Genomic DNA, 15,126 nt, shown 5'->3' with positions numbered 1-15,126 from the left:
CAGGACTCCGGGGGCGGCCCGCCGGCCGCCCCCGCGGCGTGTCAGGCGGCGGTCTCCGGGGTGACCTCGCTGGTGCAGGCCGAGCAGCGGTCGGCCTTCTTGTTGATCTCGGTGAAGCAGTGCGGGCACTCGCGGGTGGTGGCCTCCTCGGCCTTGATGAAGCGCTCCATCAGCTTGGCCACCGGCAGCACCACGAAGAAGTACACGATGGCCGCGGTGAGCAGGAACGAGATCAGCGCGTCGATGAACGAGCCGTACAGGAACCGGCTTCCGTTGATCTCGAAGTAGAGGTCGCTGAAGGTGGGGATCCCGCCGAAGATGCCGATCAGCGGGGTGATGAATCCTTCGGTGAACGCGGTGACCAGGTTGGCGAAGACCGTGCCGATCACGACCGCCACCGCGAGTTGCACCAGGTTTCCCTGGAGCAGGAACTTCTTGAAGCCATCCATGGCAGAGCCCTACGTGTCTCGTGTGTGCTGTGCGGAACGCGCCACCTGCCGGAGGTTCCAGCACCCGGCCGCGCCGGGGGCACGGGTGGGGCGGGCGGGGCGCCCGGCCAGCTTTCACCACAAAAGGTCAGTGGTCAACTGCGGATGGTGATGGGCGGTAGGTCAGCGGTCAGCTGCGGATGGTGATCGACAGGCGGGAGTCGGCGGCCCGCCCGGCCAGCTCGCGCGCCTCCTGGGGGCTGGCCGCGATGAGGATGAGCGCGCCGCCCTCGCCGCCGTGGTCCGCCTCGGGCGGGACGGCCAGGACCGGGCGGTCGCCGACCACCTCCGAGGCCGGTCCGGCGCGGGCCGGGGCGAACTCGTCGCGGCCCCGCGCCGCCAGCACGTCCACCCGGTCGCCCGGGGAGAGCAGCGACACCGCCCCCGGGTCGGCGACCCGCACGGGCACGGCGACGAGGTCGTCGCCGTAGGGCAGCGCGGGCGTGGTGGACAGCCGGGCGTCGGTGATGACCTCGCCGCGCCGCACGGGGGCGTTGAGGGTGCGGCCGGCGGTGGCGGTGCCCGGGTCCACCGCGCCGCGCGGAGCGGCGGAGGCCGGCAGGGAGGCGGGCACGAGGTCGCCCGCGGCCAGCGGCCCGGACGCGTCGAGGTCGCGGGCGGCCACCAGGACCTCCACGGTGGCGGGCGGCGGCGGGCGCACCGCCAGGACGGCGGCGACGAGCGCGGCGGCGGTGAACAGCGCGGCCAGGGCGCGCCGGTGCCGGTCCACGAACCGGGTGAGCGCGCCGCGGTGCCGGTAGGGCGGGCGGGGGGTGTCGGTCATGATCCGAAAATAGGCCCGCCGGACCCTCCGGGAGCGGTTGTCCACAGGCCCTCTTCCGGGTTTCGCGCGCCGCCCGGCGCGCGGACGCACGGCGCGGCCGGTCCTGCGGTGTGCGCGGCTGCGGGGGTGCCCGGCGGGGAGGTGGTGCCGACCGCTGGAGGGGCCGTGTGCGAGGGCGCGAAGGCTCTGAGCGCGTGGCGCCTCGCCGTTCGGCGGTGTGCGCGGGTGCGGGAGTGTCCGGTCGGGGGAAGGGCCGTGTGCGGGAGTGCGGAGCCGGGCGCGCGGCGGTGCGCCCACGCGGCCGACCGGGGGGCCGGAGCCGTTCGGCCCGGCGGGCCCGTCCGTACGCGGGTTCGCGCGCGGTGTTCGGGGACCGGAGGCGCCCCGGCGCGCCCCGCGCTCTCAGGGCCCGCTTCCGTGGGGGCGCACCCGGGTGCCGGCCCCGGACGCGCCGCGCGCCGCCGATGGCTCGGCGGCGCGGAGGGTTCGGTCGGCGGGGGCTCAGCCGCCGGTCGCGGCGGTCTTGGCCGTGCTGCCGCTCGTGCTCTCGCTCTTGGCGGGGGAGGACGAGGACGACGTGGAGGAGGTGTCCGAGCCCGAGGACGGCTTGGCCGCGCCGGAGTCGGCCGCGGGAGCGGTGCTCGCACCGGAGCCGGCCATGGTGGAGCTGTTGGAGGTCTTGCCGCTGTCGGTGCGGTAGAAGCCCGAGCCCTTGAAGACGATGCCCACCGCGGAGTAGACCTTGCGCAGCCGCCCCTCGCACTCGGGGCAGACGGTCAGGGCGTCGTCACTGAAGCTCTGCACGACCTCCATCTGGGCGCCGCACTCGGTGCACGCGTACTGGTACGTAGGCACTGTTCGGGTCCTCCTTGCTGGCACTCTCGCCCGTTGACTGCTAAATAGTACGCGCTCGGCGGCCGGGGCCGTGACAGCGGGGACCCGGCCGGGGGCGTCGTCGTCGGCCGGAGCGCGATCGTCCCTGTCAACGCCCCCCGGTGCCCGCTTTAATCCCGCGGTCCCGGGCCCGCCGCGCCTACCCCCGCCCGGTCGGCCACACCCCGGAGTCGAACACGCGCAGCCCCCCGCCCGGGGTGACCACCGCGTCCACCCGCAGGTCGTGCTCCTCGCCGGGGACCGCCTCCACCAGCTCCCCGTCGTACACCACCGCGATCGCCGGGCAGTGCGGCCCCCGCAGCGCCAGGGCCCGGTCGTAGCACCCCGCGCCCCGGCCCAGCCGGCCGCCGGAGCGGTCCACGGCCAGCGCGGGGCACACCACCGCGTCCGCGGTGGCGAGCGCCCCCGTCCCGTAGCGGTGCCCGGTGGGCTCCAGCAGCCCGTGCCCGGCCGGCTCCAGCCCGTCGGGCCCCTCGTAGGCCGCCCAGTCGAGGTTCCCGTCGGGCAGGAAGACGGGCAGCAGCACGTACGTGCCCCGCTTCCACAGAGCCGCGACGAGCTTGCGGGTGTCCGGCTCGGTGCCCACCGAGTAGTAGCAGGCCACGGTGCCGCCCATGGCCAGCCACGGCAGCGCCGTGAGGGTGTCGCGCACCGCCGACCCGGCGCGCCCGCGCTCCCCGGGGTCCATCTCCCGGCGCGCCGCCAGGAGGTCCCGCCGCATCCGCCGCTTCTCCGACCGTGTCGTCTCGTCCATGGGCGCCAGTCTGGCAGCGGGGCCCCCGCGGCGCCCCCGGTGAACGGCGGATGGCTTTCGTCCTACCCGGACCCGAAACCGCCGGGACTTCTCGACACCCGGGACGGCCCGGAGCATCGTGGAGCACCGGAGACTGTCCTAGAGTGCCGACATGAACGCCAGCGACCAGCCAGATTCCGCCCTCGCACCCGTGACGAAGGCGGTCGTGCCCGCGGCCGGCCTGGGGACCCGCTTCCTCCCGGCGACCAAGGCGACTCCCAAGGAGATGCTGCCGATCGTGGACAAGCCCGCGATCCAGTACGTCCTGGAGGAGGCCGTCGCCGCGGACCTCAACGACGTCCTCATGATCACGGGCCGCAACAAGCGCTCCATCGAGGACCACTTCGACCGGGCCTACGAGCTGGAGGAGGCCCTGGAGGCCAAGGGCGACGCCGAGCGGCTGCGCTCGGTCCTGGAGCCCAGCAACCTGGCCCAGGTCCACTACGTCCGCCAGGGGGAGCCGCGCGGCCTGGGGCACGCCGTCCTGTGCGCGGAGGCGCACGTGGGGGACAACCCCTTCGCCGTCCTGCTCGGCGACGACCTCATCGAGTCCGCCGACCTGCTGCGCCGCATGATCGAGGTCCGGCACCGGCACGGCGGCAGCGTGGTCGCGCTCATGGAGGTCGAGCCCGAGCAGGTCTCCCTCTACGGCTGCGCGGGCATCGAGCCCACCGACGAGGACGACGTCGTCACCGTCACCGACCTGGTCGAGAAGCCCTCCCCGGAGCAGGCCCCCAGCCGCTGGGCGATCATCGGCCGCTACATCTGCGACCCCGCGGTCTTCCCGGTGCTGCACGAGACTCCCCCCGGCCGCGGCGGCGAGATCCAGCTGACCGACGCCCTGCGCGAGCTGGCCCGGCGCAAGCCCGAGGAGGGCGGCACCGTCCACGGCGTCCTGTTCCGCGGGCGCCGCTACGACACCGGCAACAAGGCCGACTACATCCGCACCGTCGTGGACTTCGCCTGCCGCCGCCCGGACCTGGCCGACGAGCTGCTCCCGTGGCTGCGCGAGTTCGTCGACCGGCACGCCCCCCGCGCCTGACCGCTCCCGCCATGTGACGCACGGACCGGGGCGGGGGTGCCCGCCGCCCCTCCCCGGCCCGGCCACAATGGGGCGTGGGCGCCCGCGGGCGCCCACGCCCTGGCCGCGAATCGGAGGAGCCCCCGTGAAGAGCGTCGAACAGCACATCGCCGACATCCTGGCCGTGGTGGACGACCCCCGGCCGGTCGAGGTCGACCTGCTCCAGGCGCACGGCTCCGTCCTCGCCGAGACCGTGGCCTCGCCGGTGTCCCTGCCCGGCTTCGACAACTCCTCCATGGACGGGTACGCCGTGCACGCCGCCGACCTGGCACAGGCCGGCCCCGGCCACCCGGTCCGCCTGCCGGTGGTCGCCGACATCGCCGCGGGCGACCCGTCCCCGGTCGCGATCCGCCCCGGCATGTGCGCCCGCATCATGACCGGTGCCCCGCTGCCCTCGGGGGCCGACGCGGTCGTTCCGGTGGAGTGGACCGACGGCGACCCCGCCCGGGCCGCGTTCTCCCGGCCGGTCCGGGAGGGCAACGCCATCCGCCGGGCGGGCGGTGACATCGGGGCCGGCACGGTGGTCCTGGAGCCCGGGGCGCGGGTCGGCGCCGGGGAGATGGGCGTGCTGGCAGCCGTGGGGCGCCGCACCGTGTCGGTCTTCCCCCGCCCGCGCGTGGTGGTGCTCTCCACCGGCGAGGAACTGGTGGAGCCCGGCCGCCCGCTGGGCCCGGGCCAGATCTGGGAGTCCAACAGCTTCATGCTGGCCGCCGCCGCCCGGGACGCGGGCTGCGAGGCGCACCGGCACGGGTTCGTCGGCGACGACCCGGCCCGGGTCCTCGACACCCTGGAGGGGCTGCTGCTCCGCGCCGACCTGGTCCTCACCACCGGCGGCGTGAGCATGGGCGCCTACGACGTGGTCAAGGAGGTGCTCAGCGCCCAGGGCACCGTCGAGTTCACCCAGGTGGCGATGCAGCCGGGCAAGCCCCAGGGGTTCGGCGTCATCGGTCCGGACCGCACGCCCATCGTCACCCTCCCGGGCAACCCGGTGAGCGCGTTCGTCTCCTTCCAGGTGCTGGTCCTGCCGGTGCTGCGCCGTCTGCGCGGCCTGCCGCCCACCTCCCTGGAGGGCGTGCGCGCCCGCCTGACCGCGCCGGTCGCCTCTCCGCCCGGGCGCCGCTCCTACCTGCGCGGGGTCCTGGCCCCCGCGGGGCCGGGCCGGGAGGCCGCCGTGACGCCCCTGACCCGGCAGGAGTCGCACCAGCTGACCGCGCTCAGCACCACCGACGCGCTGATCGTCGTGCCCGAGGACGTCGAAGAGCTGCCGCTGGGCACGGTGGTGGACGCCCTGGTCCTGCCCGACCCGGTCTGAGCCGTCGGCTCCGGGGGGGCTCGCCGGACCGGCCCCGCGGTCCGGCGGCACGGGACGCGGCGGGGCTGGCGTACCGTACCTTCGTGGAGGGCCCGCGGGGCCCGCGCACAGGGCCACGGACACGGAGGACGGCGACGATGAGCGACACCCCACGGGCGGACGGGAGCCCCGGAGGGCTCACCCATCTGGACGCGTCGGGCGCGGCGCGCATGGTCGACGTCTCCGCCAAGGACGTGAGCGCACGCACCGCCACGGCCACCGGCCGGGTGCTGCTCAGCGCCGCCGCCGTCGCCGCGCTGCGCGGGGGAGGGGTGCCCAAGGGCGACGCCCTGGCCGTGGCGCGGATCGCCGGGATCCAGGGTGCCAAGCGCACCCCCGACCTGGTGCCGCTGTGCCACCCCATCGCCGTCCACGGGGTGGACGTGGACCTCACCGTCGTCGACGAGGGCGTCGACATCCGGGCCACGGTGCGCACCGCGGACCGCACCGGGGTCGAGATGGAGGCGCTGACCAGTGTCATGACCGCCGCCCTGGGCCTGGTGGACATGGTCAAGGCCGTCGACCCCGGGGCCGAGGTCACGCGGGTCCGGGTGGAGGAGAAGACCGGCGGCAAGAAGGGCCACTGGAGGCGCGGTGAGTGACGCCCCCGCGCGGCGCGTGGCCGTGGTGACGGCGTCCAACCGGGCGGCGGCGGGCGTGTACCCCGACCGCTCCGGCCCGGTCGTCGCGGAGCGGCTGCGGGCCCTGGGCTTCGAGCCGCTGGGCCCCTGGGTGGTCCCGGACGGCCCGCCGGTGGCGGAGGCGCTGGAGCGCGCGGTCGCCGAGGGCGCCGACGCGGTGCTGACGACCGGGGGTACAGGCGTGACTCCGCAGGACCTCACCCCCGAGGCCACCCGCTCGCTGCTCTCCTACGAGGTGCCGGGGATCGCCGAGGCGATCCGGTCCGCGGGGCGGGAGAAGGGCGTGCCCACCGCGATCCTCTCGCGCGGCCTGGCCGGGGTGGTCGTGCGCGGCGACCGGCGGGTGCTGGTGGTCAACCTGCCCGGTTCGCGGGGCGGGGCGGGCGACGGAATGGACGTTCTGGGGCCGGTGCTGGGCCACGCGCTCGACCAGTTGCGTGGCGCGGATCACTCTGCTTCCGAATGAACCGGGCAATGACGGGAATCACATCTCGGGCATTCCGTTCAGAGAGAATTCCTTGACCAAGAGGCCCCTTTCCGGTGAGGAATCAACGACATTAGGTCCCATCCGTTTCTGGGACTACGGGTGACCGACGACACGCCGTGTCCGAGGAGTGGAATACTGGAGACCCCGCGGGAGCCGGAACCCGGCGGACGGTGGCGAAGGGACTGTCGTGAATCGCAGACAAGGGTGGCCCGTCACCCTGGCGGAGGGTCCGGTCGAGCTCCGGCCGCTCCGGCTCCGCGACGCCGCCGCCCTGCGCGACACCCGGGCGCGCAACACCGAGTGGCTGCGGCCCTGGGAGCCCACCTATCCGGAGATGCCGCTGCGCACCACCGGGCTGTCCCCCTACGTGGCCATGATCCAGGCCATCCGGCGGGAGGCCCGCCAGGGCCTGTCCATGCCCTGGTCCGTGTTCTACGCGGGGCGCTTCGTGGGGCAGCTGTCCGTGGGCGGGATCGTCTGGGGCTCGGCCCGATCGGCACAGGTCGGCTACTGGATCGACGGCGCCCACGCGGGACGGGGGATCACCCCCACGGCCGTGGCGCTCGCCGTCGACCACGCCTTCTTCCGGGTCGGCCTGCACCGGATCGAGGCCAACATCCGGCCGGAGAACCGGGCCAGCCGACGCGTCGCGACCAAGCTCGGCTTCCGGGACGAGGGCGTGCGCAGACGGCAGCTCCACATCGACGGGGCCTGGCGGGACCACATCTGCTACGCGCTCACGTCCGAGGAGGTCCCGGACGGGCTGCTGCACCGGTGGCGTTCGGACAGATCCTCGGGGACTCCGCCGGAGCCCGATTCCGGTCCGGGAACCCCATTGGGGCCACAGGACCCGAACGGCGGCGGAGATCCCCGGCATCCGGCGAGTCCGCGGCCCCGGCCGAACTGAACGTGGCACGATCACGGGTGTGACCGGAACTTAAACCTCTCTTTAGCGACATCGATCAATTACTTTGCGTTGAATTGGTATTGCTCTGCGCAGTCATGCTCTGACCTGCACTGACGGACATCCGCCTCCGGCGACCGAAATCGAGAGTCCACAATCTTGCGACACTCCGGTCGGAATGTGGCGCATTTATGGACACGGGGTCGTACCGTGCGGAACATAGACGCATTGACGATGCGGGCAGCGCGCGGATATGTCCGGGATACCTCCCGGACAGGTCCGAGGTCGGGAACCCCGTCCCCAGGACGGACGTTCCCCTCCCCGGACGTACCGCGCGCGGCGGTGTCGGCGAGGTGTCGATCAACGTTCAGTGGCCGTCATCGTGAGGAGGGGTGATGAGCAGCTCTCCTCTGTACCTGGCCATCGTGGTCGTATGGCTCATCGTCCTCGTGCCGATGCTGTTGCGGAAGGACCCGGTGGACGCCGTCCCCGAGGACCCGCGGCGCGAGGACGAGGACACCGTGGACGCGGCCGAGGCCGACGTCCTGGAGGACGAGGACGCGGAGGAGCCCGAGGAGGTCGCGGTCGAGGCCGCGCCCCTCCCCGGACCGCCGGGCCGCGAGCGCCGGTCCCGGGTCATCGCCCGCCGGCGCCGCCGCACCACGGCGCTCGTCCTGCTCACCGCGGGCACGGCCGTCGCGGTCGCCCTCGGCCTGGGGCCCTGGTGGGTGACGGTGCCTCCGGTGCTCCTGCTGGGGGGACACCTGGTGCTGCTGCGGGAGGCGGCCAAGGCCGACGCCGAGCAGCGGGCCGCCGTCCGGGAGGCCCGGCGCCGGGCGGCCCTGCGGGCCCGCAGGACGGCCGAGCTCCAGGAGCAGGAGGAGCGGGAGGCCGAGCGCGAGGCGGAGATCATCGCCCTGCGCGACCGCCGCAACCAGGTCTACGACCAGTACGCCGACGCGCGGCTGCGGGCGGCCGGCGACTGACGCCTCCGGGGGCTCCGGAACCGGTTCGGAGCATCCCCGGATCCCTGCTAGTCTTATCTCGTCTTCAACAAGGGGCTATGGCGCAGTCCGGTAGCGCACCTCGTTCGCATCGAGGGGGTCTGGGGTTCAAATCCCCATAGCTCCACAGCAGGTCAGAAGACCACCAGAGGCCTCGCCCACCGGGCGGGGCCTCTGTCGTTGTGAGAACCCCGGGAGAGATCCGGTGCGGTTCCCGTGCGGCTCCACCCCCTCCCTCCCCTCGACTCGCCTGCGGCCCGTGCCGCGCTGTGGCGGGTGAGGTGCCCGCGTGTGGACGTGCCGCTGTTGCGGACGGGGCTGATGTGCAACGAGGGCCGTAGAGGCGTCCACGGGCCGCTGGGGGGCGGCATGGGGACGGGAAGCGGGGCCGGTCTCCGAGGAGCGCTGAGCGCGGTCCGCCGACGGGTGCCGCGGGTGTTCGGGAGCCGGGGCGGTCCGGTGGCGGTCGGGTCGCGCGCGGGTGTCCGCGGGTCTTGACGCGGTCGGTCCGCGCGGCGGTGGGGCGGTCGCCCGGCGGGGACGGCCGGCTGCGACCCGGAGCTTGGTCGGTCCGGCAGTCGCCGCGCGGGTGCTCGTGGGGCCGGTCTGGAGCGGATGGCTGCGCGCGGTCCGCCGGAGTGCGTGACCACGGGCCCGGTCGGTCCGGTGGTCGCGCGCGGGGGTCGCAGATTCTGCGGCGGTCGGGACCCGGCAGGGAGAAGGGGACCGTGCGGTGCACGGTCCCCGGAATCGGGTCGGCCGGATATCCCCTCGCGCGGGGTGTCGATTCCGGACCGGAGCCCCGAGTGTCACCGGCGAAGCGGCTATCCCCTGTGGCGGGGTCCGGTGCGGATCCAGGATAGCCCTGTACGCCCGAACGGCCGACCCGTTTTCACGACTCGCCCCGAGCATTGCGGTCGAACGGCAAGGAACCGGGCGACCATGTGATGCGAGGGGGTCGAGGGATGCGCATCTCCCTGAAAAGGACCGTCGATAATCCGGAGTTTTGTACGTCTGTAAAGGGGCGTCGAGGTCCCCGGTGGCCCCTGGTGTCCGCGTTCCTCCACCGCGCGGTGATCACGGAGCGTGCCCACCGGTCGGACCGCTCTTTCCCGTCGGCGGGAGAGGGGACTCTCGGGAGGTTTATGGAAGGGTCCGGGATATTCTGGGGAAAGGGGCGGCAATTCCGATCGGTGTGCCGTCCCGCCGGGCGGGTGGAGAAACTCCGGTGATCACTCTCGGTCAGCCGTGGCGAAGCGATTTTGCCGCCGGGTGGACTTGTTTTTGCAGGTCCCCGGGGAGGGTGCGGACTGCGATCGCGAACGCGGTACCGCTGATCTGGGATTCCCGCGGAGGCCGCTCCGTTGGATCGCGGCCCTTCCGTCCTTTGTGTCCCGATACGTCATAAAATGATGAACATCCGGGTGAGGGTCTTGTCGGGGTCGGTCGGGTGGTCCAAGGTGGTCCAGGGATGGGCTGAAGCCACACGAAAGGTACATGTCATGATCAAGCAGGCGCTCTGCTCTCGCTCCAGCGGATTCTCCTGGCTCTAGTCCATTGAGGTCTGCGGGCCCGGGCCCCTCACGCGCGCCGACCGCGGCCGCCGGGGTCCGGGCCCGGCTCGTTCTCCGTGACGGGTGGGGATTTGACACCGCCGGGCACCGGGTAGGGGAGAGGCGAGAGTCCCCCGGCCGCACGGCCGGACAGCGCCGACCGTGAAGGGGCGGACCGTGTCCGACTCCCCCCAGTACCCCGGTGGCCACCAGTACCCGGAGGGCCCCGAGCCCGTCGGAGGGTACGAGCCGCCGCCCGAACCCCCGCGACCCCGCCCCGATCCGGTTCCGCCCCCGGAGCCCGACCCGCCGCCGGTGGCGGCCGAGCGCTTCCGCCGCACCACCCCGGCCCGGCTGCGCGACATCCCCGTCGAGCGCGGCCGCGGCTACTGGCGCCTGGTGACCGGGACGGTCTTCTACGTGATGATCGTCGGCGGCATGGCCGACTACGTGGACCCCTCCGCGCGGGTCGTCGCCCACCTGGCGTTCTGGGGGCTCATCGCCGCGGCCTTCGGTGTCACCGTCGCACGCGAGCGCCGCTACGACTGGTCGCCGGAGGCGCGCTGGCCGTGGGCCGCGGCGGCGATCGGCGGGGCGCTGGCCGCCGAGGTGCTCGTGCTGGCCTTCGGCTCGCCCGCCGTCATCGTGGGTTCGCTGATCCTGCTGGCGCTGGGGGCCTTCGTCCTGGTCCTGGCCGGGTGAGGCCGGTCAGGTCGCCTCGTCGTCGAAGGGGGGGCGGCGGCCGTTGAGCCGCGCGGCGGGCCGGTCCTGCGGCTCGTCCTCGCCCTCCTCCCAGAAGTGCTTCTGCACGAACCGCTTGGGGTTGAGGTCCTGGACCTCGAAGTCCTTGAACTCGGGCCCCAGACCGTCCTTGATGTCCTTGGTGGCGGAGTTCGCCATGGTGCGCAGCTGGCGCAGCACGCGGCCCACCTGCTGGGCGGCCTTGGGGAGCTGGTCGGGGCCGAAGATCAACAGCGCGAGCAGAAGGAGGACGATGAACTCTCCTCCGCTGATGTTGAACATGCGCGACCCTCGTTCTCGGGATACCGACCGGCTTCAAGCAGGTTAACCGGTATCGGTGCGCTTGGGTAACCGTGACCGGATCACGGTGCGGACATCCGGGGAACGCCCCGGCCGCGCCGCCGGACGCGGCCGGCCCCGCCCCCGGGGTCAGGGGCGGGGCCGGGAACGCATGTGGAGGGAAACGCCCGCCTGGACGGTTCCGCCGGGTCTCCGAGGACCCGCCACGCTCTGTCTAGGCGATGGTGCGGACGTCCGCGGCCTGCGGGCCCTTGGGGCCCTGGATGATGTCGAACTCGACCCGCTGGTCCTCTTCCAGGTTCCGGAAGCCGCTCCCCGAGATCGCCGAATAGTGCACGAAAACGTCGGGCTGGCCGCCCTCGACGGCGATGAACCCGAAACCCTTTTCAGAGTTGAACCACTTCACGGTGCCCTGAGCCATGTGCTCTCCCTTGGGGACTACAACGGGGCCGCACCCTGCTGGCCCCGGGTCGCCGGGCGCCGAAGAGAAGAGAACGGTCCCCCGCAAAAGCGCCCACGTGAAGTTCCGCGAGGCGCCTCGGGCATCCATGGAAACTACAACAGCAACCAGTTGCAGACAGTACCAGGGAGGGGGGTCCCCTGCCGAGGCTTTCGGCGCGGGAATCCCCCCTCCCGGAGTGTCCTGTTTCGGCTACGCGAAAGCATTGATTTCCTTGCGCCCTGCCACTAATGGAGAACGATCCGTTCTCCCGCGCAGGTCACGTCAGTGCGTCGCGCCCGTAGATCCACACCCGGAACCACAGCCGTTCGTCCCATACCTCCTTGTCCAGCGGATAGGCCGCCAGCACCGGGTAGAGGTACGCGAAGTGCGCGATGATCAGCAGCATCACCACTCCGAACACGATTCCGCCGAGCGCCCGCAGATAGGGGGAGAACCGCGGGCTCTCCTCTCCGGCGCCCATCACCAGCCCCAGCATCAGCACGATCGCCAGCACCAGGAACGGCAGCATCGGCAGGGCGTAGAAGAGGAACATCGGACGGTCGGGGAAGGCGAACCACGGCAGCCAGCCGGCGGCCACGCCCAGCAGCACGGCCCCGGCCCGCCAGTCCCGGAAGGTCACCCACCAGCCCACCAGGACGGTCAGCGCGATGATGGACAGCCACCAGACGACGGGCGTCCCGATGGAGACGATCGAGGTGACGCAGTCGCCGCCGGGGCACCCCACCGCCTCGCCGTTGTAGTGGAACATCACCGGCATGCGCATGATGATCCACTCCCACGGCTGGGAGATGTAGGTGTGGTCGCTGCTGAGGTCGTCGTGGAACCCCATGATGCGCGTGTGGTAGTTCCACAGGCTCATCAGCGCCTCCAGCGGCGCGGCCAGGAACCCCGGCAGGAAGTCCGGCGCCGTGCCGTCGGCGAAGTCCCGGTTGTAGCCGCCCCGGGTGAACAGCCAGCCCGACCACGACGCCAGGTAGACGAACGCTCCCACCACCACCGTCTGCACGAACGCCGGGATCGCGTCGAAGCCCAGCCACCGCAGGGCCGGGGTCTTCTGGCCCACGCTGCTGCGCGCCCCGTAGTCCCACGCCACGGTGAGCAGGCCGAAGGCGGCGACGAAGAACAGGGCCGACCACTTGGTGCCCACCGCGAGCCCGAAGCACAGCCCGGCCGCCAGCCGCCACCAGCGCATCCCCAACCAGCCCACGGCCGCCATGTCCGCCCCGGCCTCGGCCAGCCGCGCCAGGCGCTCCCTCGTCCGGTCCCGGTCGATCACCAGGCAGGCGAACCCGGCCAGCACCCACAGCGTCAGGAAGATGTCGAGCATCGCGACGCGGCTCAGCGTGAAGTGCAGCCCGTCCAGCGCCAGGATCACGCCCGCGGTGCAGCCCAGCAGCACCGACCGGGTCATCCGCGTGGCCACGCGCACCAGGATGAGGACCGACGCGATGCCCGCCAGGACGGCGGCGAACCGCCAGGCCTCGGGGGTCATCGACTCGCCGAACGGCAGCAGCGCCCACAGCCGGTCGCCCAGCGCGATCATCCACTTGCCGACCGGCGGGTGGACGATGAAGTCGCCGCCGCCGGTGAAGATGGCCGTCTCACCGCTCTGGAGCAGGGAGTCGGCGTCGACGGGCTCCTCGACCGTCTCGTGCTCGTAGCCGTAGCCCAGGAGGCCGTAGGCGTCCTTGGCGTAGTAGGTCTCGTCGAAGTAGATCCGCTCGGGCTGGCCGAAGCCGACGAACCGGAGCGCGCCGGCGAACGCGGCGACGAGGACGGCCCCGAGCCAGGCGATCCACGCCGGGGTCGGGTCGGTGGGCAGGAACCGGTTCCGCAGGGAGGAGGGGTGTGAGGGAGCGGGTGGGGTCGACTCGACCTCGGAGGAAAGTGCGGTGGTGGTCATCTCGGCTCGTAGGTTGGGGTCGGAGAGGGTCTTGTCCCTTTGCGGACGGACCGGAGACAGGTTTCGGGTGGCGTGATAGAAGCCACCGTAGCGTGACAGGACGGGGATGACAGTGGTTGAGGGCGATGGTAAACCGAGGGTCGGCACCCTGACCCTGGCCGGGCTGCCCATCGGCAACCTCGAAGACGCACCGCCCAGGCTGCTGCGCGTCCTGGAGGACGCCCGGGTCATCGCCGCGGAGGACACCCGCAGGCTACGCCAGTTCGCGAGCCGGGCCGGAGTACGCCCCGGGGGCGCCGAGGGCGCCCGCGTCGTGTCCTACTACGACGCCAACGAGAGCCGCCGCACCGACGAGCTGCTCACCGACCTGCGCGAGGGCCGGGACGTCCTGGTCGTCACCGACGCCGGCATGCCCGGGGTGTCCGACCCCGGTTACCGGCTGGCCGCGGCCTGCGCCGCCGAGGACATCCCGGTGACGGCGGTGCCGGGGCCGTCGGCGGTGACCACCGCGCTGGTGGTCTCCGGCCTGCCCACCGACCGGTTCTGCTTCGAGGGCTTCCCCCCGCGCAAGGGCCTGGCCGGGTACCTGGCCGACCTGGCGGCCGAGCGGCGCACCATGGTGTTCTTCGAGAGCCCGCACCGGGTGGCGGCCACGCTGGCCGCCATGGCCGAGGCCTTCGGTCCCGACCGCCGCGCGGCGGTGTGCCGGGAGCTCACCAAGACCTATGAGGAGGTGCGCCGCGGCGGGCTCGCGGAGCTGGCCGCCTGGGCGGCCGACGGGGTCCGGGGGGAGGTCTCCGTGGTGGTCGGGGGAGCCCGCCCGGCGGGCGGGGCCGCCTCCGACGCGGACCTGCTGGCCGCGGTGCAGGCCCTGGAGGAGGAGGGGGCCCGCCGCAAGGACGCGATCGCCCGTGTGGCCAAGGAGGCGGGTGTGCCCAAGCGCCGTGTCTACGATCTGGTGCACGGGGTCGGTGCCGACGCCGCGGAATGAGGGCGCCCGCGTAGGGAACCTTTCCCGGCGCAGCGCATCCAACCCGGCGGGACACCGCTCACGACGAGGAGATCCAGAATGCGCAGCCAGCTCTTCCAGCAGGCCCAGGAGATCAGCCAGCCGGGGATGCACCTGCAGAACCACAAGATGCTCAGGGTCGGGCTGGCGGGGGAGTTCTACGCCCGCCAGGGCGCCATGATCGCCTACCAGGGGCAGGTGGAGTTCGACTACCAGGGCGCGGGCAGCGTCGGCCGCTTCCTCAAGAAGGCGTTCACCGGCGAGGGCATGCCCCTGATGAAGGTGAGCGGCCGGGGCGACGTCTTCCTGGCCCGCGACGCCTGGGACGTCCACCTGGTCGACCTGGAGGGCAACGACGCCATCACCGTCAACGGCGACAACGTGCTGGCCTTCGAGTCCGGCCTGGCCTGGGACATCCAGCGCGTGCAGGGGGCCGGGATCACGGCCGGCGGGCTGTTCAACACCACGTTCACCGGGCAGGGGCGCATCGCCATCGCCTGCCACGGCACCCCCGTGCTCCTCAACATCGATCAGCCGACCTTCGTCGACACCGACTCCGCCGTCGCCTGGTCCAGCACGCTGCGCACCGGCGTGCGCCGCACCATGAAGGCCGGGGCGCTCATCGGCCGCGGCAGCGGCGAGGCGTTCCAGCTGTCCCTGGAGGGCCAGGGCTTCGTCCTGGTGCAGGCCTCCGAGGGCGCGCCGGTCCCCGTCCAGGCGGGCTGAGCCC

The 15,126-nt window shown here is 72.9% G+C and carries 16 protein-coding genes and 1 tRNA gene; 10 read left to right on the top strand and 7 right to left on the bottom strand.

Going from position 1 to position 15,126, the window contains the following annotated elements:
- Nucleotides 1-41 precede the first annotated feature (41 nt).
- From mscL to BUE45_RS08250, 4 genes are all read right to left on the bottom strand, one after another.
- Nucleotides 42-449, bottom strand: a complete 408-nt coding sequence (mscL, locus tag BUE45_RS08265) for a large conductance mechanosensitive channel protein MscL (protein ID WP_073377106.1) — start codon at nucleotides 447-449, stop codon at nucleotides 42-44.
- A 169-nt stretch (nucleotides 450-618) separates the two neighbouring features.
- Entirely contained in the window at nucleotides 619-1,272 is a 654-nt protein-coding gene (locus BUE45_RS08260) for an SAF domain-containing protein (RefSeq protein ID WP_073377103.1), read from the bottom strand.
- Nucleotides 1,273-1,773: 501 nt separating this feature from the next.
- Nucleotides 1,774-2,127: an FmdB family zinc ribbon protein gene (locus BUE45_RS08255; protein ID WP_073377101.1), complete on the bottom strand. Its 354-nt coding sequence runs from the start codon at nucleotides 2,125-2,127 to the stop codon at nucleotides 1,774-1,776.
- 178 nt (nucleotides 2,128-2,305) lie between these two features.
- Nucleotides 2,306-2,920, bottom strand: a complete 615-nt coding sequence (locus BUE45_RS08250; protein WP_073377099.1) for a 5-formyltetrahydrofolate cyclo-ligase — start codon at nucleotides 2,918-2,920, stop codon at nucleotides 2,306-2,308.
- A 151-nt stretch (nucleotides 2,921-3,071) separates the two neighbouring features.
- Between BUE45_RS08250 and galU the strand changes: the two genes are divergently transcribed.
- From galU to BUE45_RS08210, 8 genes are all read left to right on the top strand, one after another.
- Nucleotides 3,072-4,001, top strand: a complete 930-nt coding sequence (gene galU / locus BUE45_RS08245; protein ID WP_073377097.1) for a UTP--glucose-1-phosphate uridylyltransferase GalU — start codon at nucleotides 3,072-3,074, stop codon at nucleotides 3,999-4,001.
- A 124-nt stretch (nucleotides 4,002-4,125) separates the two neighbouring features.
- Nucleotides 4,126-5,352 (top strand): molybdotransferase-like divisome protein Glp, encoded by a 1,227-nt coding sequence (gene glp, locus BUE45_RS08240; protein ID WP_073377094.1) that lies wholly within the window; start codon nucleotides 4,126-4,128, stop codon nucleotides 5,350-5,352.
- Between the two features lie 137 nt (nucleotides 5,353-5,489).
- A complete protein-coding gene (gene moaC / locus BUE45_RS08235; RefSeq protein WP_073377092.1) occupies nucleotides 5,490-5,993 on the top strand; it encodes a cyclic pyranopterin monophosphate synthase MoaC in 504 nt (167 codons plus the stop codon).
- Nucleotides 5,986-6,498 carry a MogA/MoaB family molybdenum cofactor biosynthesis protein gene (locus BUE45_RS08230; protein ID WP_073377090.1) on the top strand — a complete coding sequence of 171 codons (513 nt, stop codon included), beginning with the start codon at nucleotides 5,986-5,988 and terminating at the stop codon, nucleotides 6,496-6,498. Before moaC ends, BUE45_RS08230 begins: the two co-directional genes overlap by 8 nt.
- 208 nt (nucleotides 6,499-6,706) lie before the next feature.
- Entirely contained in the window at nucleotides 6,707-7,426 is a 720-nt protein-coding gene (locus BUE45_RS08225; RefSeq protein ID WP_073377088.1) for a GNAT family N-acetyltransferase, read from the top strand.
- A 392-nt stretch (nucleotides 7,427-7,818) separates the two neighbouring features.
- Nucleotides 7,819-8,409 (top strand): divisome protein SepX/GlpR, encoded by a 591-nt coding sequence (gene sepX / locus BUE45_RS08220; RefSeq protein WP_073377086.1) that lies wholly within the window; start codon nucleotides 7,819-7,821, stop codon nucleotides 8,407-8,409.
- 71 nt (nucleotides 8,410-8,480) lie between these two features.
- Nucleotides 8,481-8,554, top strand: a tRNA-Ala gene (locus BUE45_RS08215).
- 1,603 nt (nucleotides 8,555-10,157) lie between these two features.
- Nucleotides 10,158-10,682 carry a hypothetical protein gene (locus tag BUE45_RS08210; protein WP_073377481.1) on the top strand — a complete coding sequence of 175 codons (525 nt, stop codon included), beginning with the start codon at nucleotides 10,158-10,160 and terminating at the stop codon, nucleotides 10,680-10,682.
- Between the two features lie 6 nt (nucleotides 10,683-10,688).
- Here BUE45_RS08210 and BUE45_RS08205 read toward each other — a convergent pair whose 3' ends face one another.
- The 3 genes from BUE45_RS08205 to BUE45_RS08195 all read right to left on the bottom strand — a co-directional run bounded on the left by BUE45_RS08205 (nucleotide 10,689) and on the right by BUE45_RS08195 (nucleotide 13,387).
- Nucleotides 10,689-11,003 (bottom strand): sec-independent translocase, encoded by a 315-nt coding sequence (locus tag BUE45_RS08205; protein ID WP_073377084.1) that lies wholly within the window; start codon nucleotides 11,001-11,003, stop codon nucleotides 10,689-10,691.
- 232 nt (nucleotides 11,004-11,235) lie between these two features.
- Nucleotides 11,236-11,442: a cold-shock protein gene (locus BUE45_RS08200; protein ID WP_073377082.1), complete on the bottom strand. Its 207-nt coding sequence runs from the start codon at nucleotides 11,440-11,442 to the stop codon at nucleotides 11,236-11,238.
- A gap of 298 nt (nucleotides 11,443-11,740) precedes the next feature.
- Nucleotides 11,741-13,387, bottom strand: coding sequence for a dolichyl-phosphate-mannose--protein mannosyltransferase (locus BUE45_RS08195; RefSeq protein ID WP_073377079.1), 1,647 nt, complete (start codon nucleotides 13,385-13,387; stop codon nucleotides 11,741-11,743).
- A gap of 106 nt (nucleotides 13,388-13,493) precedes the next feature.
- Here BUE45_RS08195 and rsmI point away from each other — a divergent pair, with 106 nt between their 5' ends.
- Together rsmI and BUE45_RS08185 are read left to right on the top strand one after the other, a co-directional pair.
- Complete coding sequence (rsmI, locus tag BUE45_RS08190) at nucleotides 13,494-14,378, top strand: 16S rRNA (cytidine(1402)-2'-O)-methyltransferase (protein ID WP_178378478.1); 885 nt, start codon at nucleotides 13,494-13,496, stop codon at nucleotides 14,376-14,378.
- 78 nt (nucleotides 14,379-14,456) lie between these two features.
- Nucleotides 14,457-15,122 carry an AIM24 family protein gene (locus BUE45_RS08185; RefSeq protein ID WP_073377075.1) on the top strand — a complete coding sequence of 222 codons (666 nt, stop codon included), beginning with the start codon at nucleotides 14,457-14,459 and terminating at the stop codon, nucleotides 15,120-15,122.
- Nucleotides 15,123-15,126: the final 4 nt, after the last annotated feature.

The sequence above is a fragment of the Nocardiopsis flavescens genome, from assembly GCF_900141985.1.
Taxonomy (GTDB): Bacteria; Actinomycetota; Actinomycetes; order Streptosporangiales; family Streptosporangiaceae; genus Nocardiopsis; species Nocardiopsis flavescens.
The sequence above is the reverse complement of the archived record's forward strand: the minus strand, read 5'-3'. Positions and strand labels throughout refer to the sequence as shown.